The following is a 20,418-nucleotide window of genomic DNA, read 5'->3' on the forward strand; positions in this document are numbered from 1 at the left end:
AATCAAGTTCTGTTATTGATAGGAAGTATCATTCCAAGTATCGAGAGTAAATGTTTCAAAATCATGGGTTTCTAGAATGGTTAGGCTGGCATTTGCTAGACCGCCATCTTTACGAAGAAGTGGTTCTTTATAACCTATAAGAGTACGAAGACTGGCAGTAAGATTGGCGCCATGACCGACAATTAGAATACGCTCAGCAGGACTATCTTTTAATGATTTGATAAATTGGATGGTCCGTTGTGTTGTGCTATAGAGGGATTCGGCGCCAAACATTTGAGTGTCAAATTGAGCAAGATTAGATCGGAAAGCCTGGATTTGTTGTGGGTAAATAGCTTCCAAGGTTGCGATTTTCAAACCTTCTAATTTCCCCAGTTGCCATTCACGAAGATTAGAAACACTTTCTAAAGGACAGGGGCTCTGGAGTTGACTTTGGATAATTTCAGCAGATTTGACCGCTCGAGGTAAATCACTTGAATATATCTGATCAAAAGGAATTTCCTTGAGATACTGGCCTAGTCGTTTTAGGGTGTCAATGGATTCAGGAAGAAGGGGAGAGTCTCCACTAGCACCTTGAAAACGACCTTCTTGGTTCCAGACAGTACGGCCGTGGCGGACAAAGTAGAGTTTCATTACTTGCTGTCCTCCAAAATATCTGCAAAGTCAGCTTTTACAAAGCTAGCTAAGTCTTGGGGAGAGACTATAATGCTGTGACCAACTTCCCCAGCGGAGACAATCATTTGATCCAAGTCTAGAGCAATTTTATCGATAAAAATGGGATAATTGTGTTTCTGACGAATTCCGACAGGATTATTGGCTCCATGAATATAACCTGTTGTCTTTTCCAAGTCCTTTTGTGGAATCATGCTCACTTTTTTATTGCCAGAAATTTTGGCTAGTTTCTTTTCAGACAAGTGTTGGGTGATAGGTACAATTCCAATAATTGGTCCTGTTTTATCTCCCAAAAGAGCCAAGGTTTTGAAAATCTGATCTCGTTCATAATCTTGAGGAAGCTCTCCTTCCAGGGCATTGATTTGAATCCCCTGATGTGGGATACCTGCTTTAGACAGGATTTGTTCCACCAATGTTTTTTTGATTTTAACTTTTTTTGCCATTATTTATACTTATCCTCCAATTGGCTCATCCAAATACCAAGCCATATTCCCAGTGCAAAGAAGAAGGCGATGATGACATACCCAACAAGAGAAAGGCCAGTGTATTGGATACTTTCAGCGTTTCCTGCATTTGGAATCAAGATCAAAAGAGTACTTGATAAGACGATTCCGATGATGAAATGATAGACGCGTGAGTGGTAGTTATTTAAGGCATAATCCATCAATTTTGAAAAAATGATGAGAGTTGCACCTGCTCCAATTCCAATTGGAAAGAAGGTTCCCAAGAGATCAAAGGTTTTAAAACCTGTCAGCATAGGAGCATAGAGGCCCAAAATCAAAAGTAGATTCGATGGACTGAGGCCAGGAACTAATACGCCAAGAGCCAGCAGTGCACCAGCTAGGACGAAACTAAGAAAGCTGGCACTTAAGGTTCCAACAACAAAATTTAAGGCATAGAGTCCTAGTCCAGAAATGATAAAGGTTGCCCAGAACCAAGCTAAATCAATCTTGTCTCGGTCAGATTCTCGAGTTGATTCTTTGAGGAGGCTAGGAACAGTACCAATAATGGCACCCGCAAAGCTCCATAATACAAAGACCTGATAATTTTCAAGCAGGTACTCAATCGGGTAGGAAAATAAGCCGATTCCCAGAAGCATACCAATGGCAACTGGTATAAAGTACAAAACATTTTCTTTAAAGTCTTTAAAGGGATGGGCCAGAAAACCAATCATTCGTTCATAAATTCCTAAGATTGCTGCTAGAACCCCTCCAGAAATTCCCGGTAGGATAAATCCAAGAGCAATTACAATCCCTTTAATAAGGCGTGCTAACCATGAGAGCATATTTTTCCTCCAACTATTTCTATTTCAAAAAATCCTTACTATATTGTATCACAATCAAACACAAAAATAAAAAGCAAATGCTAAACAAATGCTTTTAAGGTTTTAAAAAGAGTTTTCTAAAGGTTTCTTCTTTGTTTTTTAAGGAAGAGATGACGTTGATATCCAAATCGTGGTCAAAGCCAGCAATTTTTCCTTTAGAAGTGTACTGGTGGATGTCGTAATCTAAGTCCGTATTAGGTTTGCTTTCGAAAAATCCGGTATTTGAACCATAGGAAGGAATCCAAACAGAGGTAAATTTGCCTGTATCAATACTGTGTTCTTCCATGAAGTAGACACCAACGTAGATTCCGATGTTTTTAGCACCAAGTGATTCTAGCTTTGCTCGAAAGGCTTCAACACCCTCGTTCATATTGGACATGGTTTTTTCTTCCACGTCTAGCCAATAGTAACTAGGGCTGTATGGTGAAGAGGCGTTATAAAAAACTTCAGCAGCTTTTTCCATTTCTTGGACACTTTTTCCAGCTAAATAAGCATAGACACCAACTGGGACATTTCGTTTTTGAAACTCCGTGATATGGGTTTTAAAGGCCTTATCTACCCCATTAACAAAGGCAGCATCGTTCTCTTTGGACGTTTGAGCGCCACTATGGACGCGAACAATAGCTCCAGAAATGTTTTGGGACAGAGTATCGTAATTAATTTCCTCAGGACGCTGCCAACCAGAAACATCAATTACCGGTTTATCTATATTGTGTAGCGCTTGTGTTTCTACTTGCGCGATATTTGACTTTGTTTTTACAGGATGGTCCTCAAAACGAGGGCGATTCAGGATTAAAATGAAAATCATAATCCCAAAAAAACCAAATAAAATAAGCGGATTAATTTTCTTTCTCATATCTCATAATTTTACCTTAAAAATGAAAAAAATCAAAAAAATACTCAAAAAATGGGTTAAGGAAAGGACTTTGGAGCATTTTCTCATTCAAGGGCGCGGAATGATTTGAAATATGGTATAATAAAAGGGAATTTCTAGAGAAAAGAGAAGATTATGTCAAATTATGCCATTATTTTAGCAGCGGGTAAAGGGACTCGCATGAAATCTGATTTGCCAAAAGTGTTGCACAGGGTTGCAGGTATTTCTATGCTGGAACATGTTTTCCGTAGTGTGGGAGCTATCCAACCTGAAAAGACAGTAACAGTTGTCGGACACAAGGCGGAATTGGTTGAGCAGGTCTTGGCTGGACAGACAGAATTTGTGACTCAATCTGAACAGTTAGGGACTGGTCATGCGGTTATGATGACAGAGCCTATCCTAGAAGGTTTGTCAGGTCACACCTTGGTCATTGCAGGGGATACTCCTTTAATCACAGGTGAAAGCTTGAAAAACTTGATTGATTTCCACATCAATCATAAGAATGTAGCGACTATCTTGACTGCTGAAACAGATAATCCTTTCGGCTATGGACGAATTGTTCGTAATGACAATGCTGAGGTTCTTCGCATTGTGGAGCAGAAGGATGCTACAGATTTTGAAAAGCAAATCAAGGAAATCAACACTGGAACATATGTTTTTGACAACGAGCGTTTATTTGAGGCTTTGAAAAATATCAATACCAATAATGCTCAAGGCGAATACTATATTACAGATGTCATTGGCATTTTCCGTGAAGCTGGTGAAAAAGTTGGTGCTTATACTCTGAAAGATTTTGATGAAAGTCTCGGGGTAAATGACCGTGTGGCACTTGCGACAGCTGAGTTAGTTATGCGTCGTCGCATCAATCATTATCACATGGTCAACGGGGTCAGCTTTGTCAATCCAGAAGCAACTTATATTGATATTGACGTTGAGATTGCTCCTGAAGTTCAAATCGAAGCCAATGTTACCTTGAAGGGGCAAACGAAAATTGGTGCTGAGACTATTTTGACAAACGGTACTTATGTAGTGGATAGCACTATCGGAGTAGGAGCTGTCATTACCAATTCTATGATTGAGGAAAGTAGTGTTGCAGACGGTGTGACAGTCGGTCCTTATGCCCACATTCGTCCAGGTTCAAGTCTAGCTGCCCAAGTCCATATTGGAAACTTTGTTGAGGTTAAAGGTTCTTCAATCGGTGAGAATACCAAGGCTGGTCATTTGACTTATATCGGAAACTGTGAAGTGGGTAGCAAGGTTAATTTCGGTGCTGGAACTATTACAGTCAACTATGACGGCAAAAACAAATACAAGACAGTCATTGGCAACAATGTCTTTGTTGGTTCAAATTCAACCATTATTGCCCCAGTTGAGTTGGGTGACAATTCTCTTGTTGGAGCTGGTTCAACTATTACCAAAGATGTTCCAGCAGATGCCATTGCGATTGGTCGTGGTCGTCAGGTCAATAAAGACGAATATGCAACACGCCTTCCTCATCATCCTAATAATCAGTAGGAGCCTATCATGGAATTTGAAGAAAAAACACTTAGCCGAAAAGAAATTTATCTTGGGCCAATTTTTAAACTGGTTCAAGATCAGGTTGAATTACCAGAAGGCAAGGGAACTGCCCAACGGGATTTGATTTTCCACAATGGGGCTGTCTGTGTTTTAGCAGTAACGGATGAACAAAAACTCATCTTGGTCAAGCAGTACCGCAAAGCTATCGAGGCTGTCTCTTACGAAATTCCAGCCGGAAAGTTGGAAGTAGGAGAAAACACAGACCCTGTCGCAGCAGCCCTTCGTGAATTAGAGGAAGAAACAGCCTATACAGGGAAGTTAGAACTCTTGTACGACTTTTATTCAGCCATTGGCTTTTGTAATGAAAAGTTAAAACTATACCTAGCAAGCGATTTGAAAAAAGTGGAAAATCCGCGTCCGCAGGATGAGGATGAAACCTTGGAAGTCCTTGAAGTGAGCCTAGAAGAAGCTAAGGAATTGATCCAATCAGGTCATATATGTGATGCCAAGACAATTATGGCTGTACAGTATTGGGAATTGCACAAACAATAGAGGAGGTCAATATGGGTAAACCTTTATTAACGGATGAAATGATTGAAAGAGCTAATAGAGGCGAAAAAATTTCAGGTCCCCCTTTGCTAGATGATGAGGAGACCAAGATTTTACCAACCTCTTCTTCCCGTTTTGGTTATGCCAATCCTAAGGAACATGGTTTTAGCCAGGAAACCTTGAAGATTCAGGTCGAACCGTCTATTCATAAAAGCCGTCGCATTGAAAATACCAAGAGAAATGTCTTCAATTCTAAACTGAATAAAATCTTATTTGCAGTCATCTTTCTCTTAATTTTGCTTGTCTTAGCAATGAAACTGTTGTAATAGAAAAGGAATTGAAATGAAAATAGGAATTATTGCGGCTATGCCAGAAGAACTGGCTTATCTGGTCCAGCATCTAGAAAATGCCCAAGAGCAAGTTGTTTTGGGGAATACCTATCATACAGGCATCATTGCCTCTCATGAAGTCGTTCTTGTAGAAAGTGGAATTGGTAAGGTCATGTCTGCTATGAGTGTAGCGATTTTGGCTGATCATTTTCAAGTGGATGCTTTGATTAACACAGGATCAGCTGGGGCAGTAGCAGAGGGGATTGCTGTTGGGGATGTTGTGATTGCTGACAAATTAGCCTATCATGATGTGGATGTCACAGCTTTTGGCTATGCTTATGGACAAATGGCGCAACAACCACTTTATTTCGAATCAGATAAAACCTTTGTTGCTAAAATCCAAGAGAGTTTATCTCAATTGGACCAGAACTGGCATCTTGGTTTGATTGCTACAGGAGATAGTTTTGTTGCAGGAAATGACAAGATAGAAGCGATTAAGTCCCATTTCCCAGAAGTTTTAGCAGTTGAGATGGAGGGAGCAGCTATTGCTCAGGCAGCGCATGCCCTTAATCTTCCAGTTTTAGTCATTCGAGCTATGAGTGACAATGCCAACCATGAAGCAAACATCTCTTTTGATGAGTTTATTATCGAAGCTGGACGTCGCTCTGCCCAAGTCTTATTAGCCTTTTTGAAGGCTTTAGATTAAGCGAAAATTTGACAGTTTTTCTAGCTTATGATAAGATTTAAATAAAGAAAAGCTAGAAAACGTTTCAGAGGATATTATGAGTATTGAAATGACCGTCAGTGAGATTGCAGAGGTCTTAGGATTATCTCGCCAAGCAATCAATAACCGTGTCAAAGAATTACCAGAAGAAGACACAGATAAAAATGACAAAGGGGTAACAGTCGTTACCAGAAGTGGCTTGATTAAGCTAGAAGAAATCTATAAAAAAACGATTTTTGAAGATGAGCCTGTCAGTGAAGATGTCAAGCAACGTGAACTGATGGAGATTCTAGTTGATGAGAAGAATGCAGAAATTCTTCGTCTCTATGAACAATTAAAAGCCAAGGATCGTCAGTTATCAGAAAAAGACGAGCAGATGCGTATCAAGGACCGTCAGATTGCTGAGAAAGACAAACAACTCGATCAGCAGCAACAATTGACCCTTCAAGCCATGAAGGATCAAGAAAATCTTAAGCTAGAGCTGGACCAAGCAAAAGAAGAAGTCCAATCCACTAAGAAAGGCTTTTTTGCTCGTTTATTTGGAGGATAATCAAGGAGCTGTTTAGGTTAAATGCTAACCTGATGGCTTCTTTTGTTTCTAAATAGTATAGTTGCTCAAGTAATACTCAATGAAAATCAAAGAGCAAACTAGGAAACTAGCCGCAGGCTGCTCAAAGCACTGCTTTGAGGTTGTAGATAAGACTGACGAAGTCAGTTACATATATCTATGGCAAGGCGACGTTGACGTGGTTTGAAGAGATTTTCGAAGAGTATAAAATAACAGTATAGGAGAGGTAGAAAATGGAACGATTAGAAGATTACATTGCTTTTGACTTAGAATTTAATCAGCATGAAGGACAAACACACTTGATTCAAGTATCGGCAGTGCGTTTTAGAGATGGTCAGGAAATCGATGTCTATGATTCCTATGTTCATACTAGTGTGCCTCTAAAGAGTTTTATCAATGGATTGACGGGGATTACAGCTGAGACCTTAAAAGATGCTCCCCCAGTGGAGGAAGTCATAAAAGAATTCCAAGATTTTGTGGGTTCTTTGCCGATGGTAGGTTACAATGCTGCTAAAAGTGATTTGCCTATTCTAGCAGAGCATGGTTTAGACTATGGCCAGCAGTACAAAGTGGATCTGTATGATGAAGCTTTTGAACGCCGCAGTTCGGATTTACACGGTATTGCCAATCTCAAATTGCAAACTGTTGCCTCATTTCTGGGATTTCAAGGTCAGTCTCATAATAGCTTAGAGGATGCTCGGATGACAGCGCGTGTTTACGAGTCCTTCTTAGAGTCAGATCGAGCTAGAGAATTGTTAGAAACAGAAAGTAGCCTATCAAACAATCCTTTTGGAGGCCTGGATTTATCTCAATTATTTGACTAGGAGTGCCTATGAAACATGAAAAACCTAAAAATCTAGGTTTTAGGAAAATCTACTTTAATCTAGATAAAATTCTCTTTCTCTTTTTCTTGATATTCATGATGATTGAGTTTGTCTGGTTACCACTTAATTCTTGGATTGCTGGACTTTTACTCCGTCAGACAGGTTATCTCTTTCTTTCCTACAACAATATTTTTGCAATTATAAAGGATTCTCCCTTTGTTAGTCTTGCTTTATTTGTTTTGGTAATCGTTAATTTACTGATCGCCTATTACCAGATAGGACTTCTCTTTATCGGAGCTCGACACCTCCTCTATCACGAAAGGAGGACCTTGCTGGAGTACAGTCGCAAGGTCTTTCGCCAAAGTTTCTTGTTTATGAAGCAAGTCACGCTTGCAAAGATAGCCTTTATCTTCTTTTATGTCATGATGCTCTTTCCATTGATTCGAAAGATTTTAAAGATTTATTACCTCAATAAAATTGTCATTCCGGAATTCATAGTAGCCTATATAGAAGATAAGTACTGGTTGGTCGGTTTGGTAATCACTGTTCTAGCCTTGTTGCTGTTCTACATTTCAATACGTTTGATGTTTGCCCTACCCCAGCTTTTATTTGAGAAAAAAACAGTCAAAGAAGCAGTCAGATACAGTCTAGAGAAGACAAGAAAGCACTCCTGGTTTTATATCTGGAACTTGCTTTGGATTATCGTCAAAACGTACCTATTTTTCATTCTTTTACTGATTCCAATCTTGGCAAGTCAGACACTGATGGATGGTTTGACCCATAGGGAATCTCTTGTGCTGGGAATGATCAACTTTGTCTTGATTAAGAATTTCCACTATATGGCCTTGACTTACTTTCTCATTAAGTTTGTTTCCTTTTTGACAGGGGAGGAACTAGAAATCACACCAAGGAGAAAGAAAGACCACTGGATGAGATGGGGAGTGATGGGCTGTGCTTGTATCTTTTTCACTCTTGAGGGTTATGTTTATTTAGAAGCTCCAGTTGCCAATAAACCTTTGATTATCTCTCACAGGGGAGTATCCAATAAGAATGGTGTACAAAATACTGTTCAATCTCTAGAAAAGACAGCCCAACTAAGTCCAGATTTCGTTGAGACAGATGTTCAGGAAACAAAAGATGGTCAGTTTGTCATGATGCATGATGCCAATATCAAGAATCTGACAGGAGTTAATGCCAATCCTCAGGATCTCACTTTGGAAGAATTAACCAAACTTGATATTTCTGAAAATGGCTATCATACCAAGATATCTAGTTTTGATGACTACCTTAACAAAGCCAATGAATTGCATCAAAAACTTCTTATTGAGATTAAAACCAGTCGAAAAGATAGTTCAGATATGATGAAACGCTTTATGGAAAAATATGGAACAGTTCTTAAGCAGAATGGTCACCAAATGCAATCCTTGGACTATCATGTGATTGACCAGGTGCTAGCCTACGATTCTCAAATTCCAGTCTATTTCATCCTACCTTATAATAGTATTTTTCCAAGAACCAAGGCTACAGGTTATACCATGGAGTATTCAACTTTAGATGAAAATTTTGTTAATAAGCTTTGGAATACCGATCAAAAATTGTACGTGTGGACCATCAATAGTTCAGAGTCCTTTGATAAATCTGTTCAGTTAGGAGCTGATGGCATGATAACAGATGACTTGGAAATGATTCAAGATCAGGTTACCATTGCGCAAGAAGACCCAGAGTATACTGAATTGCTTTTCAAACAGGCCATGGAATTCTTTAATTTTTAGTAAGCAAAAAGAGGTTGAGCAAAAAATCACCTCTAAAATATCAAAAAAACGAGCGATGTATCAGTTGGATATGCTCGTTTTATTATGCCATGGTTTATAATTGATACTCAATGAAAATCAAAGAGCAAACTAGGAAGCTGGCCGCAGGTTGCTCAAAGTACAACTTTGAGGTTGCAGATAAAACTGACGAAGTCAGTAACATACGTACGGTAAGGCGATGCTGACGTGATTTGAAGAGATCTTCGAAGAGTATGAAATAAGAATAGAACAGGAAGTAATGCCTATGAAGTGGTTGAACTAGGTTATTTATGTCAGATGTAAAAGGGTTACTAACTTCTGCGTGAAGAAGGCTTTCGAATTTATGTCAAACAGAAAATGGATATTTCCCCTTTTGGGGCAGATGAGAGAGTATTGTTGGCGTTTGCAGAGTTGATGTTAGAAATAAATAAGCTGTCATAACATCGCTAGGATTCATCTTTATGAGTATGAATCTCACAAAATTGGTCAAGAATCTAGTATCTAAAACATCAATTATACAAAAACACAGTCTCTCTTTAGCTTGATTGTGGTCAAGACAGAAGTTACTGCGCAGTTTTATTTTTTGAGTTGATTTTTTCTTAGATCATGTGCTTACTGAGGATTGCTTTTATTTTCTGAAGTTGGCGGATTGACCTGTTTTTCATTATCAGTGGCAGGTTTACTTGGAGTAGGAGTAGAAGAATCCTGAGTTGCTGCTTTCTGCTCTTCTTTTTTCTCTTCCTTGACGCTAGATTTTGGTGTTTCCTCTTGCTGTGTTTTTTCTTGAGAAGTGTTATTTTCCTTATTGGGACTAGTGTTTTCCTGAGGGGATTCCTTTTGAATTTCTTTGACAATTGTTGTCGTCTGGCTTGTCGTAGGTTCTTTTTTAGTATTTTTATTATTATCCAAGGCGTTCATGATAGTGATACTTGCAGTAATTAAGCCAAGGATACTACCGATAGTGGCAACAGTTTTTTGAAAGACCGTAAAGCCTTTTTTGATGTGTTCTGTTTTTGGTTTTGAAGTTCTACGATAATTAGACATATATTCTCTCCTTTAATTAAAATTTATTATACCGCATTTCTTTAAAAAAATCTTAAAAAAAGAGGAATTGCCCTTTCTTGTCGCAGACTCCGTTTCATGATACAATAGAAGGAGTGATTTTAGAAAGCGTGAGAAAACATGATTTACTTTGATAATTCGGCGACGACCAAGCCCTATCCTGAAGCCCTTGAAACTTATATGCAGGTCGCTTCAAAAATTTTAGGAAATCCATCTAGTCTCCATCGTTTGGGAGACCAGGCAACACGAATCTTAGATGCTTCTCGCCAACAGATTGCAGATTTAATCGGTAAGAAAAGCGATGAAATCTTCTTTACTTCTGGTGGGACAGAAGGAGATAACTGGGTCATCAAGGGTGTGACCTTTGAAAAGGCTCAGTTTGGAAAACACATCATTGTATCAGCCATTGAACATCCGGCAGTCAAAGAGTCAGCCCTCTGGTTGAAAAGTCAAGGATTTGAAGTAGATTTTGCTCCAGTTGATAACAAAGGATTTGTAAATGTTGAAGCGTTATCAGATTTGATAAGACCTGATACGACCCTCGTTTCCGTCATGGCTGTGAACAATGAAATCGGCTCGATTCAACCTATTCAAGCTATTTCAGAACTATTGGCAGACAAGCCAACTATTTCCTTCCACGTTGATGCGGTTCAGGCACTTGCCAAGATTCCGACTGAAAAGTATCTGACAGAACGAGTGGATTTTGCGACTTTCTCTAGTCACAAGTTTCACGGAGTTCGAGGTGTTGGATTTGTCTATATCAAGTCTGGCAAGAAGATTACGCCTCTTTTAACAGGTGGGGGTCAGGAACGTGATTACCGTTCGACAACTGAAAATGTGGCAGGAATTGCAGCGACAGCCAAGGCTCTCCGTTTGTCTATGGAGAAGCTAGATTTCTTTACAAGCAAGACAGGGCAGATGAAGGCAGTTATTCGTCAAGCACTTCTGGACTATTCGGATATATTTGTCTTTTCAGATGAGGAAGACTTTGCCCCTCATATCCTGACTTTTGGAATCAAGGGTGTTCGTGGAGAAGTCATTGTTCACGCCTTTGAAGACTATGATATTTTTATCTCAACGACCTCGGCTTGTTCGTCCAAGGCAGGAAAACCAGCCGGAACCCTAATTGCCATGGGAGTGGATAAAGATAAGGCCCATTCAGCTGTGCGTCTTAGTCTAGACCTTGAAAATGATATGAGTCAGGTCGAGCAGTTTTTGACCAAGTTAAAATTGATTTACAATCAAACTAGAAAAGTAAGATAGGAGCATTCATGCAATATTCAGAAATTATGATTCGCTACGGAGAATTGTCAACAAAGGGCAAAAACCGTATGCGTTTCATCAATAAACTTCGCAATAATATTTCAGACGTTTTGTCTATCTATCCCCAAGTTAAGGTAACAGCAGATCGCGACCGTGCCCATGCATACCTCAATGGAGCAGATTACACAGCAGTAGCAGAATCGCTCAAGCAAGTCTTTGGAATTCAGAATTTTTCTCCAGTATATAAGGTAGAAAAATCTGTAGAAGTTCTGAAGTCTGCTGTCCAAGAGATTATGAAAGATATCTACAAGGAAGGCATGACCTTTAAGATTTCTAGCAAACGTAGCGACCACAACTTTGAACTTGACAGTCGTGAACTCAACCAAACCCTTGGAGGGGCTGTATTCGAAGCCATTCCAAACGTACAAGCTCAAATGAAAAGTCCTGACATCAATCTTCAGGTGGAGATTCGTGAAGAAGCAGCCTATCTTTCTTATGAAACCATTCGTGGGGCTGGTGGTTTGCCAGTTGGAACTTCAGGTAAAGGGATGCTTATGTTGTCAGGAGGGATTGATTCACCTGTAGCTGGTTATCTAGCTTTGAAACGTGGGGTGGATATTGAGGCTGTTCACTTTGCTAGTCCACCATATACTAGTCCCGGTGCCCTTAAAAAAGCCCAAGATTTGACTCGAAAATTGACCAAGTTTGGAGGAAATATCCAGTTTATCGAAGTTCCTTTCACAGAGATTCAAGAGGAAATCAAGGCTAAAGCGCCAGAAGCTTACTTGATGACTCTAACTCGTCGCTTTATGATGCGGATTACCGACCGTATTCGTGAGGTACGAAATGGTTTAGTTATCATCAATGGGGAAAGTCTTGGTCAAGTAGCAAGCCAGACCTTAGAAAGCATGCAGGCTATCAATGCAGTTACCAACACTCCCATCATCCGTCCAGTTGTGACAATGGATAAGTTGGAAATCATTGACATTGCTCAGGAAATTGACACCTTTGAAATTTCTATCCAGCCTTTTGAAGACTGTTGTACGATTTTTGCACCAGATCGTCCAAAGACTAATCCTAAGATTAAGAATGCAGAGCAGTATGAAGCACGTATGGATGTTGAAGGCTTAGTTGAGCGAGCAGTGGCTGGAATTATGATTACTGAGATTACACCTCAAGCTGAAAAAGATGAAGTCGATGACTTGATTGATAGTCTACTATAATCAGAAAATCCAAAAGAATTTAGAAAATTAAATGAAAAAGTTAGTTTTTAATCCAAAAATGGAAGAAAAACTGACTTTTTTCTTAAACTGTGATATAATAAAATAAAATTTTGAATATAGAGAGTTTTCTGACAATGAATCAATCTTACTTTTATTTAAAAATGAAAGAACACAAACTCAAGGTTCCTTATACAGGTAAGGAACGCCGTGTGCGTGTTCTTCTTCCTAAAGATTATGAGAAAGACACGGATCGTTCCTATCCTGTTGTTTACTTTCATGACGGGCAAAATGTTTTTTATAGTAAAGAGTCCTTCATTGGCCATTCATGGAAGATTATCCCAGCTATTAAGCGTAATCCTGATATCAGTCGCATGATTGTCGTTGCCATTGACAATGATGGTATGGGGCGGATGAATGAGTATGCGGCTTGGAAGTTCCAAGAATCTCCTATTCCGGGGCAGCAGTTTGGCGGTAAGGGTGTGGAATATTCTGAGTTTATCATGGAGGTGGTCAAGCCATTTATCGATGAGACCTACCGTACCAAAGCTGACCGCCAGCATACGGCTATGATTGGGTCTTCACTAGGAGGCAATATTACCCAGTTTATCGGTTTGGAATACCAAGACCAAATTGGTTGCTTGGGTGTCTTTTCATCTGCCAACTGGCTCCACCAAGAAGCCTTTAACCGCTATATCGAGCGTCAGCAACTATCGCCTGACCAGCGTATCTTTATCTATGTTGGAACAGAAGAAGCAGATGATACGGACAAGACCTTGATGGCTGGCAATATCAAACAAGCCTATATCGACTCATCGCTTCGCTATTACCATGATTTGATAGCAGGGGGAGTACACTTAGATAATCTTGTCTTGAAAGTTCAGTCTGGTTCCATCCATAGTGAAATCCCTTGGTCGGAGAATTTACCAGACTGTCTGAGATTTTTTGCAGAAAACTGGTAAAGTAAGAAAGGAGAGAATATGCATATTGAACATCTTAGCCACTGGAGTGGCCACCTTAACCGTGAAATGTACCTTAACCGTTATGGTCATGCTGGGATTCCAGTTGTGGTCTTTGCTTCATCAGGTGGTAGTCACAACGAATACTATGATTTTGGCATGATTGATGCTTGTGCTTCCTTTATTGAGGAAGGCCGTGTTCAGTTCTTTACCCTATCCAGTGTAGACAGTGAGAGCTGGTTGGCCACTTGGAAAAACGGTCACGACCAAGCGGAGATGCACCGTGCCTACGAACGCTACGTGATTGAGGAGGCCATTCCTTTTATCAAGCATAAGACAGGTTGGTTTGATGGCATGATGACGACAGGTTGCTCGATGGGGGCTTATCATGCACTCAATTTCTTCCTTCAGCATCCAGATGTATTCACCAAAGTAATTGCTCTCAGTGGTGTTTACGACGCACGTTTCTTTGTCGGCGATTACTATAACGACGATGCTATTTACCAAAACTCGCCAGTAGATTATATCTGGAACCAGAACGACGGCTGGTTTATTGACCGTTATCGTCAGGCAGAGATTGTGCTTTGTACGGGTCTCGGTGCCTGGGAACAAGATGGCTTGCCATCTTTCTACAAGCTCAAAGAAGCCTTTGACCAGAAACAAATTCCAGCCTGGTTTGCTGAATGGGGACACGATGTCGCCCATGACTGGGAATGGTGGCGCAAACAAATGCCTTATTTCCTTGGAAATCTCTATTTATAAAAGGAGTTATCTATGAATTACCTTGTTATTTCTCCCTACTATCCACAAAACTTTCAACAGTTTACCATAGAACTAGCCAATAAAGGCATCACGGTCTTGGGAATTGGTCAAGAACCATACGAGCAATTGGATGAGCCATTGCGCAATAGCCTGACCGAGTATTTCCGTGTAGACAATCTTGAGAACATAGATGAAGTCAAACGTGCAGTTGCTTTTCTCTTTTATAAACATGGCCCGATTGACCGCATCGAATCCCACAATGAATATTGGCTAGAGTTGGACGCAAGTCTTCGTGAGCAATTCAATGTTTTTGGTGCCAAACCAGAGGATCTCAAAAAGACGAAATTTAAGTCTGAAATGAAGAAGCTTTTCAAAAAAGCAGGTGTCCCTGTGGTCCCTGGAGCTGTTATCAAGACGGAAGCAGATGTTGATCAAGCAGTAAACGAAATCGGTCTTCCAATGATTGCCAAACCTGATAATGGAGTGGGAGCAGCCGCAACCTTTAAACTTGAGACAGAAGACGATATCAATCACTTCAAGTCTGAGTGGGATCATTCAACTGTTTATTTCTTTGAGAAATTTGTCACCTCTAGCGAAATCTGTACCTTTGATGGGCTCGTAGACAAGGATGGTAAGATTGTCTTCTCAACAACCTTTGACTACGCCTATACACCACTTGATCTCATGATTTACAAGATGGACAATTCTTATTACGTTCTCAAGGATATGGATCCTAAATTACGTAAATATGGTGAGGCAATTGTCAAAGAATTTGGTATGAAAGAACGGTTCTTCCATATTGAGTTCTTCCGTGAAGGGGACGACTACATTGCCATTGAGTACAATAACCGTCCTGCAGGTGGTTTTACAATTGATGTTTATAACTTTGCTCATTCCTTGGACCTCTATCGTGGCTATGCAGCTATTGTAGCAGGAGAAGAGTTCCCAGCGTCAGAGTTTGAACCTCAGTATTGTTTGGCTACATCACGTCGTGCAAATGCTCACTATGTTTATTCCGAGGAGGACTTGCTTGCCAAATACAGTCAGCAGTTCAAGGTTAAAAAAATCATGCCAGCTGCCTTCGCAGAACTTCAAGGAGATTACCTTTATATGCTGACAACTCCGAGTCGACAAGAAATGGATCAGATGATTAAGGATTTTGGTCAGCGTCAGGCTTAAGAGACTATCGGATTAAGGAAATTCACTCCCTTAATCCTTTTGTTTTTTATGAGAAACACAGCGGATTGAAACAAGAGTAGGACAAAAGAGCCTCGTAAAAGAAAGAGTCTGGGACAAAAGTCTAACCTTAAATATAAAAAGCGAACAAAACGAGTTATCTGAAACCCAGAATTCTGTTTTGTTCGCTTTTTTTTCTAATCTATCGATTTTAAAAACTTATAATAAAGAATTCCTAAAATCAAAATCTTTTTGTCCCAGACTCTTTTTGAGGTGCTTTTTAATATGAGCCCAGATTTTCTCAATAAGATTGTACTCAGATGAGTGGGGAGGAATAAGAAATAAAGCTACTTTTTCTGGGGCTTATTCATAATAGGTGTGATTCGTTTTTTCGAGTGTAGCCCATAGCTTTGAGAGCATAGTGGATAGTATAGTAGATTGAAATAAGATGTGAACAAAGTGATTGAGAAAGTCAATTTTTTCTAGAAATTTTTTAGCAACTGTAATGTACTACTCTAGATTCAATACGCTATAGTTGGATGACAGCCAAATTCAGAAGCTATTTTAGTCAAATAAGCGTCTGGATTGTCAGTAAGATAGTTTTTAAGTCTATCTCTATCAACTTTTCTTGGTTTTGTTCCTTTTACTTGATGGTTTAGATTACCTATTTTCTCTTTTAGATAATGGTATTACGTGAGATTTGGAAAACGTATGATGCTTCTGTTATACTACCTGTTCGCTTACAATAGGCAAGAACTTTTTTTACGTAAATCTATTGAATATGGCATAAGATGACTGCACCACATTGTGTACTATCTTTAGTTCATTTTGTCATATCTCTGTCGAAACAGGTTACTAATATTAATGTACGGGCTCTATGTATGTCAAAAATAAGTTCAGTTATTGAATAGATTTCACTAAACGAGATAGAAGAATAATTTGAGTTCTTTATGAATCTCTATATAGGATTCATTACGACAGATACCTTAGATTCTTTTTATTGAAGAAATTTTCTGAAAATTACAAAATATACTTGCTATTTTAGAAAAAAAGTGTAGAATATAAGAAATAGGTTTTTAGAATAAGGAGTGGAATATGACAGTAACGATTGATTGGGAAAACCTTGGTTTCTCCTATATGAAATTACCTTATCGCTATATTGCTCATTTTAAAAATGGACAATGGAATCAAGGAGAACTTACAGAAGATGCAACCTTGCATATTTCAGAGTCTTCTCCAAGTCTTCACTATGGTCAACAAGCCTTTGAAGGTTTGAAAGCTTACCGTACTAAGGATGGTAGTGTTCAACTTTTCCGTCCTGACGAAAATGCTAAACGTCTGCAACGTACTTGTGATCGTCTCTTGATGCCACAAGTTCCGACAGACATGTTTGTAGAAGCTTGTAAGGCAGTTGTCCGCGCGAATGAAGAATACGTACCACCATATGGAACAGGTGGAACCCTTTATCTTCGTCCACTTTTGATTGGTGTTGGAGATATTATCGGGGTTAAACCAGCAGAGGAATATATTTTCACCATCTTTGCTATGCCAGTTGGAAATTATTTTAAGGGTGGTTTGGTTCCAACCAACTTCTTGATTCAGGATGAATACGACCGTGCGGCTCCAAATGGTACAGGTGCGGCTAAGGTTGGTGGGAACTATGCTGCCAGTCTCTTGCCAGGGAAATTGGCGAAATCACGTCATTTCTCAGATGTTATCTATCTAGACCCATCAACTCATACAAAGATTGAAGAAGTCGGTTCAGCTAACTTTTTTGGAATTACAGCTGACAATGAGTTTGTAACACCATTGAGTCCTTCTATCTTGCCATCTATTACTAAGTATTCTTTGCTTTATTTGGCAGAACACCGCTTGGGCTTGACTCCTATTGAGGGGGATGTCCCAATTGATAACCTTGACCGTTTTGTAGAGGCAGGTGCCTGTGGTACAGCAGCAGTTATTTCGCCAATTGGTGGAATTCAGCACGGTGATGATTTCCATGTATTCTATAGTGAAACAGAAGTTGGCCCTGTGACTCGTAAACTTTATGATGAATTGACAGGTATTCAGTTTGGTGATATTGAAGCGCCAGAAGGTTGGATTGTAAAAGTAGATTAAAATAAACAAAAGGAGATTTTTGATGAAATCGAAAAAGTGGCTCTTAACAGCAGGAGTGGTCCTGAGCACAACAGCTCTTTTAGTGGCTTGTGGAAAAGCTGATAAAGAAGCAGATGCACCGACAACATTTTCATATGTCTATGCAGTAGATCCAGCATCTTTGGACTATAGTATAGCGACTCGTACATCTACAACAGATGTCATCGGGAACGTGGTTGATGGCTTGATGGAAAACGACCAGTACGGAAATGTTATTCCTTCCTTGGCTGAGGATTGGTCTGTGTCAAAAGATGGGTTGACTTATACTTACAAACTTCGTAAAGGAGTTAAATGGTACACTTCTGAAGGTGAAGAATATGCAGAAGTAACAGCCCATGACTTTGTAACAGGATTGAAACACGTAGCTGACGGTAAGTCAGACGGTGTCTCTCTCATCCAAAATTCAATTAAGGGCTTGGATGCCTACATGACTGGTGAGACCAATGATTTCTCTACAGTTGGTGTTAAGGCCTTGGATGATTATACAGTTGAATATACCCTAAACAAACCAGAAAGTTTCTGGAATTCTAAAGTTACAACAGCGACGATGTTGCCTGTAAATGAAGAGTTTTTGAAGGCATCAGGTAAAGATTATGGAGCAGTTACTCCAGCAGGTATTCTTTACAATGGTCCTTATATCTTGAAGACCTTGACTTCTAAATCGTTAATCGAATACGAGAAAAATCCAAACTACTGGGATAAAGAAAAGGTAAAAATTGAAAAGATCAAATTGACCTACTACGATGGTTCAGATCAGGAATCGTTGATTCGTAGCTTCTCTTCAGGTGCCTATACGACAGCCCGCCTCTTCCCAAGTAGCTCAAACTTTGCTTCTACTTTGGAACAATACGGAGATAAAATCACTTATAGTCCACAGGACTCAAGTAGCTATTACTTCACCTTTAACGTAAATCGTCAGTCATATAATAAAACTGCGAAAACAAGTGAAGAGCAAAAGACTTCTACAAAAGAAGCTATGCTTAATAAGGACTTCCGTCAGGCTATCAACTTTGCCTTCAACCGCCATTCTTATGCTGCCCAGCTAAATGGTGAAGACGGTGCGGACAAGATTATTCGTAACAGCCTTGTTCCTGACAACTTTGTGCAAGCAGGTGGTAAAAACTTTGGTCAAATAGCTCAAGCTGAGTTGGTGAACTACGGTGACCAATGGAAAGGCGTTGAGTTAGTGGATGGTAAGGATTCTATCTACAACCCTGACAAGGCTAAAGCTGCGTTCGAAAAAGCTAAGAAAGACTTGGAATCTAAAGGGGTAACATTCCCAATTCACTTGGATGTCCCAGTTGAACAAACAGATACCATCGCTGTTCAACAAAGCAACTCTTTCAAACAGTCAATCGAATCAACTCTTGGTGCAGAAAATGTTGTCATCGACGTTCTTCAAATGACAGATAATGAAAAGGAAACAATCACTTCACAAGCGCGTGTTCCTTCTCAAAAAGATTATGATTTGAACAGTACAGGATGGGCTCCAAGTTATCAAGACCCAGCATCTTACTTGAATATCATGGATCCTAAATCAGGTTCTGCTATGAAACACCTTGGTATCACTAAAGGAAAAGATAAGGATGTTGTAGCGAAACTTGGTTTGGACCAGTATAAGAAATTATTGGATGATGCCGATTCAGAGACTACAAATCTTGAAGAGCGCTATGAAAAATATGCTAAGGCTCAAGCTTGGTTGACAGATAGTTCATTATTGATGCCAACAGCTTCATCTGGTGGTTCTCCAGTTGTAAGTAATGTCGTGCCATTCTCAAAACCATACTCACAAGTTGGTATTAAAGGTGACCCATATATCTTTAAAGGAATGAAATTGCAAAAAGATATTGTTACAACAAAAGAATATGAAGAAGCACTGAAAAAATGGCAAAAAGAAAAATTGGAATCAAATGGTAAGTACCAAAAAGAACTAGAAAAACACATTAAATAATGCGGAAAACTCTATATCAGACAAGCCTGATGTAGAGTTTTTTCTTGCTAGTTTTAGGATTTTCTTGTAAAATAGAAAAAGTGAAGAGAGGTATGAAATGAGTAAGAAAGATAAAAAAATTGAAATTCAAGTAGCAGATGCCAAGGTTAATGTAGGAAAAGACAGTTTTGAAGGCTATACCTTGACCATTGGTAAAAAAGTTATCGGAGAAATTGCCGAATTAGATGGACAATTTGCCATCATAAAGAATGGGAATGTCGATAGTTTTTATAAAAAATTGGAAAAAGCTGTGGAAATTTTGATTGAAAATTATAATTTAGCAAAATAAGTCTTGTTTTTTTGAAATTTTCATGATATAATAGTCCATGTTGATTGTAGGAGAGATAGCGAAGAGGCTAAACGCGGCGGACTGTAAATCCGCTCCTTCGGGTTCGGGGGTTCGAATCCCTCTCTCTCCATTTTATCAATGGGGTATAGCCAAGCGGTAAGGCAAGGGACTTTGACTCCCTCATGCGTTGGTTCGAATCCAGCTACCCCAGTTCTTAGGTAATAATCAAGATAAAAAGCAAAATATCTTAGGGTATTTTATTTTTATAATTGAAAGACGTGAACGATATGAACATGTCCTTGCGGGTGCTTAGGAAAAAAATTATAAGTATGTCAAGTTTAAGAAAAACTTGATTGTTGGAGGATTTTTTA

Annotated in this window: 22 protein-coding genes, 2 tRNA genes and 2 pseudogenes; 19 read left to right on the plus strand and 7 right to left on the minus strand. The window is 39.4% G+C overall.

From position 1 onward, the window contains the following. Positions 1-12: 12 nt before the first annotated feature. The 4 genes from SK608_RS04510 to SK608_RS04525 all read right to left on the minus strand — a co-directional run bounded on the left by SK608_RS04510 (position 13) and on the right by SK608_RS04525 (position 2,849). Entirely contained in the window at positions 13-630 is a 618-nt protein-coding gene (locus SK608_RS04510) for a histidine phosphatase family protein (RefSeq protein ID WP_033676894.1), read from the minus strand. Beyond that, positions 630-1,112, minus strand: coding sequence for an aminoacyl-tRNA deacylase (locus tag SK608_RS04515; RefSeq protein ID WP_033676896.1), 483 nt, complete (start codon positions 1,110-1,112; stop codon positions 630-632). The genes SK608_RS04510 and SK608_RS04515 overlap by 1 nt, the downstream gene beginning before the upstream one ends. Next, positions 1,112-1,954, minus strand: coding sequence for a DUF368 domain-containing protein (locus tag SK608_RS04520; RefSeq protein WP_033676898.1), 843 nt, complete (start codon positions 1,952-1,954; stop codon positions 1,112-1,114). Before SK608_RS04520 ends, SK608_RS04515 begins: the two co-directional genes overlap by 1 nt. A 94-nt stretch (positions 1,955-2,048) precedes the next feature. Beyond that, the gene (locus SK608_RS04525) at positions 2,049-2,849 is read right to left on the minus strand and encodes a glycoside hydrolase family 25 protein (protein ID WP_033676900.1); all 801 of its coding nucleotides are present in this window, start codon (positions 2,847-2,849) and stop codon (positions 2,049-2,051) included. Between the two features lie 153 nt (positions 2,850-3,002). Here SK608_RS04525 and glmU point away from each other — a divergent pair, with 153 nt between their 5' ends. The 9 genes and pseudogenes from glmU to SK608_RS11675 form a co-directional block, all read left to right on the plus strand. After that, complete coding sequence (glmU, locus tag SK608_RS04530; protein WP_033676902.1) at positions 3,003-4,382, plus strand: bifunctional UDP-N-acetylglucosamine diphosphorylase/glucosamine-1-phosphate N-acetyltransferase GlmU; 1,380 nt, start codon at positions 3,003-3,005, stop codon at positions 4,380-4,382. A 9-nt stretch (positions 4,383-4,391) separates the two neighbouring features. Continuing rightward, a complete protein-coding gene (locus SK608_RS04535; protein WP_033676904.1) occupies positions 4,392-4,937 on the plus strand; it encodes an NUDIX hydrolase in 546 nt (181 codons plus the stop codon). Between the two features lie 11 nt (positions 4,938-4,948). Further along, positions 4,949-5,260 (plus strand): cell wall synthase accessory phosphoprotein MacP, encoded by a 312-nt coding sequence (macP, locus tag SK608_RS04540; RefSeq protein ID WP_000517862.1) that lies wholly within the window; start codon positions 4,949-4,951, stop codon positions 5,258-5,260. A gap of 16 nt (positions 5,261-5,276) precedes the next feature. Then, complete coding sequence (locus SK608_RS04545) at positions 5,277-5,969, plus strand: 5'-methylthioadenosine/adenosylhomocysteine nucleosidase (RefSeq protein ID WP_033676907.1); 693 nt, start codon at positions 5,277-5,279, stop codon at positions 5,967-5,969. Positions 5,970-6,045: 76 nt separating this feature from the next. After that, positions 6,046-6,537 carry a chromosome segregation protein RocS gene (rocS, locus tag SK608_RS04550; protein WP_000021242.1) on the plus strand — a complete coding sequence of 164 codons (492 nt, stop codon included), beginning with the start codon at positions 6,046-6,048 and terminating at the stop codon, positions 6,535-6,537. Between the two features lie 79 nt (positions 6,538-6,616). Further along, on the plus strand, positions 6,617-6,742 hold the full coding sequence (locus SK608_RS11900; RefSeq protein ID WP_050489914.1) for a hypothetical protein: 126 nt from the start codon (positions 6,617-6,619) through the stop codon (positions 6,740-6,742). 46 nt (positions 6,743-6,788) lie between these two features. Beyond that, positions 6,789-7,379 carry a 3'-5' exonuclease gene (locus SK608_RS04555; RefSeq protein WP_033676909.1) on the plus strand — a complete coding sequence of 197 codons (591 nt, stop codon included), beginning with the start codon at positions 6,789-6,791 and terminating at the stop codon, positions 7,377-7,379. Between the two features lie 8 nt (positions 7,380-7,387). Further along, complete coding sequence (locus tag SK608_RS04560; RefSeq protein WP_033676911.1) at positions 7,388-9,151, plus strand: glycerophosphoryl diester phosphodiesterase membrane domain-containing protein; 1,764 nt, start codon at positions 7,388-7,390, stop codon at positions 9,149-9,151. Positions 9,152-9,493: 342 nt separating this feature from the next. Then, a pseudogene (locus SK608_RS11675) lies at positions 9,494-9,761 on the plus strand (IS5/IS1182 family transposase); the annotation flags it as partial. A gap of 20 nt (positions 9,762-9,781) precedes the next feature. Here SK608_RS11675 and SK608_RS04570 read toward each other — a convergent pair. Beyond that, complete coding sequence (locus tag SK608_RS04570; RefSeq protein WP_033676913.1) at positions 9,782-10,213, minus strand: DUF6556 family protein; 432 nt, start codon at positions 10,211-10,213, stop codon at positions 9,782-9,784. Positions 10,214-10,351: 138 nt separating this feature from the next. On the opposite strand from SK608_RS04570, the gene SK608_RS04575 reads away from it, so the two are divergent. From SK608_RS04575 to SK608_RS04595, 5 genes are all read left to right on the plus strand, one after another. Continuing rightward, positions 10,352-11,494 (plus strand): cysteine desulfurase family protein, encoded by a 1,143-nt coding sequence (locus SK608_RS04575; protein ID WP_033676915.1) that lies wholly within the window; start codon positions 10,352-10,354, stop codon positions 11,492-11,494. A gap of 8 nt (positions 11,495-11,502) precedes the next feature. Beyond that, a complete protein-coding gene (gene thiI, locus SK608_RS04580; protein ID WP_033676917.1) occupies positions 11,503-12,717 on the plus strand; it encodes a tRNA uracil 4-sulfurtransferase ThiI in 1,215 nt (404 codons plus the stop codon). Between the two features lie 134 nt (positions 12,718-12,851). Beyond that, entirely contained in the window at positions 12,852-13,676 is an 825-nt protein-coding gene (locus SK608_RS04585) for an alpha/beta hydrolase (protein ID WP_033676919.1), read from the plus strand. An 18-nt stretch (positions 13,677-13,694) separates the two neighbouring features. Next, positions 13,695-14,435, plus strand: coding sequence for an esterase family protein (locus SK608_RS04590; protein WP_000546753.1), 741 nt, complete (start codon positions 13,695-13,697; stop codon positions 14,433-14,435). Between the two features lie 12 nt (positions 14,436-14,447). Then, complete coding sequence (locus SK608_RS04595) at positions 14,448-15,614, plus strand: ATP-grasp domain-containing protein (RefSeq protein WP_033676922.1); 1,167 nt, start codon at positions 14,448-14,450, stop codon at positions 15,612-15,614. A gap of 216 nt (positions 15,615-15,830) precedes the next feature. Here SK608_RS04595 and SK608_RS10655 read toward each other — a convergent pair whose 3' ends face one another. Next, positions 15,831-15,947 (minus strand): hypothetical protein, encoded by a 117-nt coding sequence (locus SK608_RS10655; RefSeq protein ID WP_082242447.1) that lies wholly within the window; start codon positions 15,945-15,947, stop codon positions 15,831-15,833. Positions 15,948-16,144: 197 nt separating this feature from the next. Then, positions 16,145-16,399, minus strand: a pseudogene (locus SK608_RS04605) (IS630 transposase-related protein); the annotation flags it as partial. A gap of 307 nt (positions 16,400-16,706) precedes the next feature. Between SK608_RS04605 and SK608_RS04610 the strand changes: the two are divergent. The 5 genes from SK608_RS04610 (at position 16,707) to SK608_RS04630 (ending at position 20,258) form a co-directional block, all read left to right on the plus strand. After that, positions 16,707-17,729 carry a branched-chain amino acid aminotransferase gene (locus tag SK608_RS04610; RefSeq protein WP_033676924.1) on the plus strand — a complete coding sequence of 341 codons (1,023 nt, stop codon included), beginning with the start codon at positions 16,707-16,709 and terminating at the stop codon, positions 17,727-17,729. Positions 17,730-17,751: 22 nt separating this feature from the next. After that, positions 17,752-19,719, plus strand: a complete 1,968-nt coding sequence (locus SK608_RS04615) for a peptide ABC transporter substrate-binding protein (RefSeq protein ID WP_000837408.1) — start codon at positions 17,752-17,754, stop codon at positions 19,717-19,719. Positions 19,720-19,816: 97 nt separating this feature from the next. Next, a complete protein-coding gene (locus SK608_RS04620) occupies positions 19,817-20,047 on the plus strand; it encodes a DUF2969 domain-containing protein (RefSeq protein ID WP_000037113.1) in 231 nt (76 codons plus the stop codon). Between the two features lie 49 nt (positions 20,048-20,096). Then, positions 20,097-20,177 (plus strand) — tRNA-Tyr (locus SK608_RS04625). A gap of 9 nt (positions 20,178-20,186) precedes the next feature. Continuing rightward, positions 20,187-20,258 (plus strand) — tRNA-Gln (locus SK608_RS04630). The last annotated feature ends 160 nt before the right edge of the window (positions 20,259-20,418 follow it).

Origin of the sequence: Streptococcus mitis subsp. hohhotensis (assembly GCF_000722775.1) — a bacterium.
Lineage (GTDB): Bacteria > Bacillota > Bacilli > Lactobacillales > Streptococcaceae > Streptococcus > Streptococcus carlssonii.